The organism is Tunicatimonas sp., assembly GCF_049647865.1.
Taxonomy (GTDB): domain Bacteria; phylum Bacteroidota; class Bacteroidia; order Cytophagales; family Cyclobacteriaceae; genus Tunicatimonas.
On sequence record NZ_JBARYM010000409.1, the window covers coordinates 1 to 2,497 of the forward strand.

Annotated in this window: 1 protein-coding gene; it reads left to right on the forward strand. The window is 47.3% G+C overall.

What is annotated here, in order from left to right; all coding sequences use genetic code 11:
* Nucleotides 1–76: 76 nt before the first annotated feature.
* The gene (locus tag WBA23_RS12270) at nucleotides 77–2,380 is read left to right on the forward strand and encodes an NADP-dependent malic enzyme (protein ID WP_424582571.1); all 2,304 of its coding nucleotides are present in this window, start codon (nucleotides 77–79) and stop codon (nucleotides 2,378–2,380) included.
* The last annotated feature ends 117 nt before the right edge of the window (nucleotides 2,381–2,497 follow it).

Genomic DNA, 2,497 nt, shown 5'->3' on the forward strand with positions numbered 1-2,497 from the left:
GTGCTAACTACCGAGCAATAACATAACTTGGCATCTGAGGCGATTTTGCTACTTTTACCGAAATAACATACAAAGAATGTCAGAACCCAAAGTACAGCAGTTTCGCACGATTAAAATTCGCCGCGAAGATGCGCTGAATTACCATACCCAAGATCAGCCCGGTAAAATTGAGGTGGTTCCTACCAAACTGCTGAGCTCTCAGATCGACTTAGCGTTAGCCTATTCCCCCGGAGTGGCCGAACCGTGCCGGGAAATAGCGAAAAACCCCGACGATGTGTACAAATACACCGCTAAAGGAAATCTGGTGGGAGTAATTTCTAACGGCACCGCCGTACTAGGATTAGGAAACATTGGTCCCGAAGCTTCTAAACCGGTAATGGAAGGCAAAGGAGTGCTATTCAAGAAATTTGCGGGCATTGATGTTTTTGACCTGGAAATAGATGTTAAAGATCCCGATGCCTTTGTTCAGATCGTGAAATCGCTGGAGCCAACTTTTGGGGGAATCAACCTGGAAGATATTAAAGCTCCCGAATGTTTTGAGATTGAACGAAGGCTGCGGAAAATCATGAAAATTCCGGTGATGCACGACGACCAGCACGGTACAGCGATTATCTCGAGTGCCGCACTGCTTAATGCCCTGGAGCTCGTGGGGAAGAAGATTAAAGATATTAAGATTGTGGTGAGTGGTGCCGGAGCCTCGGCCATGGCTTGTATTAAACTGTACGAAGAACTAGGGGCCCGCCGGGAAAATATTGTTATGAGCGATATTGACGGCGTGCTGTACCGTGGACGAGAAGATTTAGACGAAATTCGTTCTTATTTTGCCACTGACCGTAGCGTGCGAACCCTGGCCGAAGCCATGCGGGGAGCCGATATGTTTCTGGGGCTGTCGGCGGGTAATATTGTCTCGACCGAAATGGTTCAGTCAATGAACGAACGGCCCATTGTATTTGCGCTGGCTAATCCCGACCCGGAGATTAGTTACGAACTAGCCACGGAAAGCCGAGATGATATTATTATGGCCACCGGCCGATCCGACCATCCTAATCAGGTGAACAATGTGCTGGGCTTTCCTTATATTTTTCGGGGCGCACTGGATGTACGGGCTACCGCCATTAACGAAGAAATGAAAATGGCCGCGGTGAAAGCATTAGCTAAGCTAGCGAAAGAACCAACTCCCGAGATTGTTAACAAAGCCTACAGTAGCGACAAAATTATTTTCGGTAAGGAGTACCTCATTCCCAAACCACTCGATCCTCGCCTAATTACTAGTATTTCTCCGGCGGTAGCAAAGGCCGCCATGAAAACCGGGGTAGCTCGTACTACTATTGACAATTGGGAGCAGTACGATATAGAACTTCAGCGGCGCTTGGGAATTGATCAGAAGCTGATGTCGCAGATTATTTCCAAAGCCAAAAAAGAGCCCAAACGCGTAGTTTTTGCCGAAACCGAGAATATCAAAATTCTGAAAGCCGCTCAGATTCTTCAGGATGAACAGATCGCTATTCCTATTTTATTGGGGAATCACAAAAAAATAAATGCCCTGGTGGAGGAGCATCAGTTAGAGCTCTCATCTTGCAAAATTATTGATCCGTATGTAGAGCAAGCACGTCGCAAGGTGTACGGTGATCAGCTGTACGAGAAGCGGAAACGGAAGGGAGTCACTCAGCAAGAAGCCCGTAACCTGATGCGCTCCCGGAACTACTACGGAACGGCCATGGTAGAAAGTGGCGATGCGGATGCTTTCTTATCCGGCCTTACCAGCGACTATCCCAAAACGGTACGTCCGGCGCTACAAGTAATTGGAATGAGTAGTGAAGTAAAGCGGGTAGCGGGTATGTACATTGTCCTGAACAAAAAAGGGCCATTCTTCTTTGCGGATACTACGGTGAATGTAAATCCTACTACCGAAGAGTTGGTGGATATTATTGGACTGACCGCTTCCTCGGTTCGTTCGTTTGGCATTACACCCCGGGTGGCGGTGCTTTCGTATTCTAACTTTGGCTCTAGCAAAGGGGAAGTACCCGAGAAAACGGCTAAGGCAGTAGCTCTAGCTCAGAAACGCTGGCCCGACCTGATTATCGATGGGGATATACAGGCGAACACGGCACTCAACGTAGAACTACAGCAACAAAGTTATCCGTTTAGCCGCCTGGCCGAACAAGGTGCTAATACCCTCATTTTTCCAGATTTAACCTCGGGAAATATTGCCTATAAACTACTGATGGAAATTGGCAGTGCCGAGGCTATCGGACCCATTCTGTTAGGGATGAATAAACCAGTCCACGTTTTACAACAAGGAAGTAACGTGCGTGAGATTATTAACATGGTGGCTATTGCAGTGGTAGATGCCCAGGCTCAGCAGACTATTAAGTTGTAAAGTGATGACTGGAGAGGCGACTGGCATACTTAAACAAAATTAGCCCCGAATGCTAAGCGTAAACTTAACACCCGAGGGCTAATCTGATCTATTAAACCTTGTATGGTAGATTTCTAC

Bases quoted from the DNA above. Each gene is read 5' to 3' on its own strand.
- WBA23_RS12270 (WP_424582571.1), top strand. From the start codon at position 77: ATGTCAGAACCCAAAGTACAGCAGTTTCGCACGATTAAAATTCGCCGC.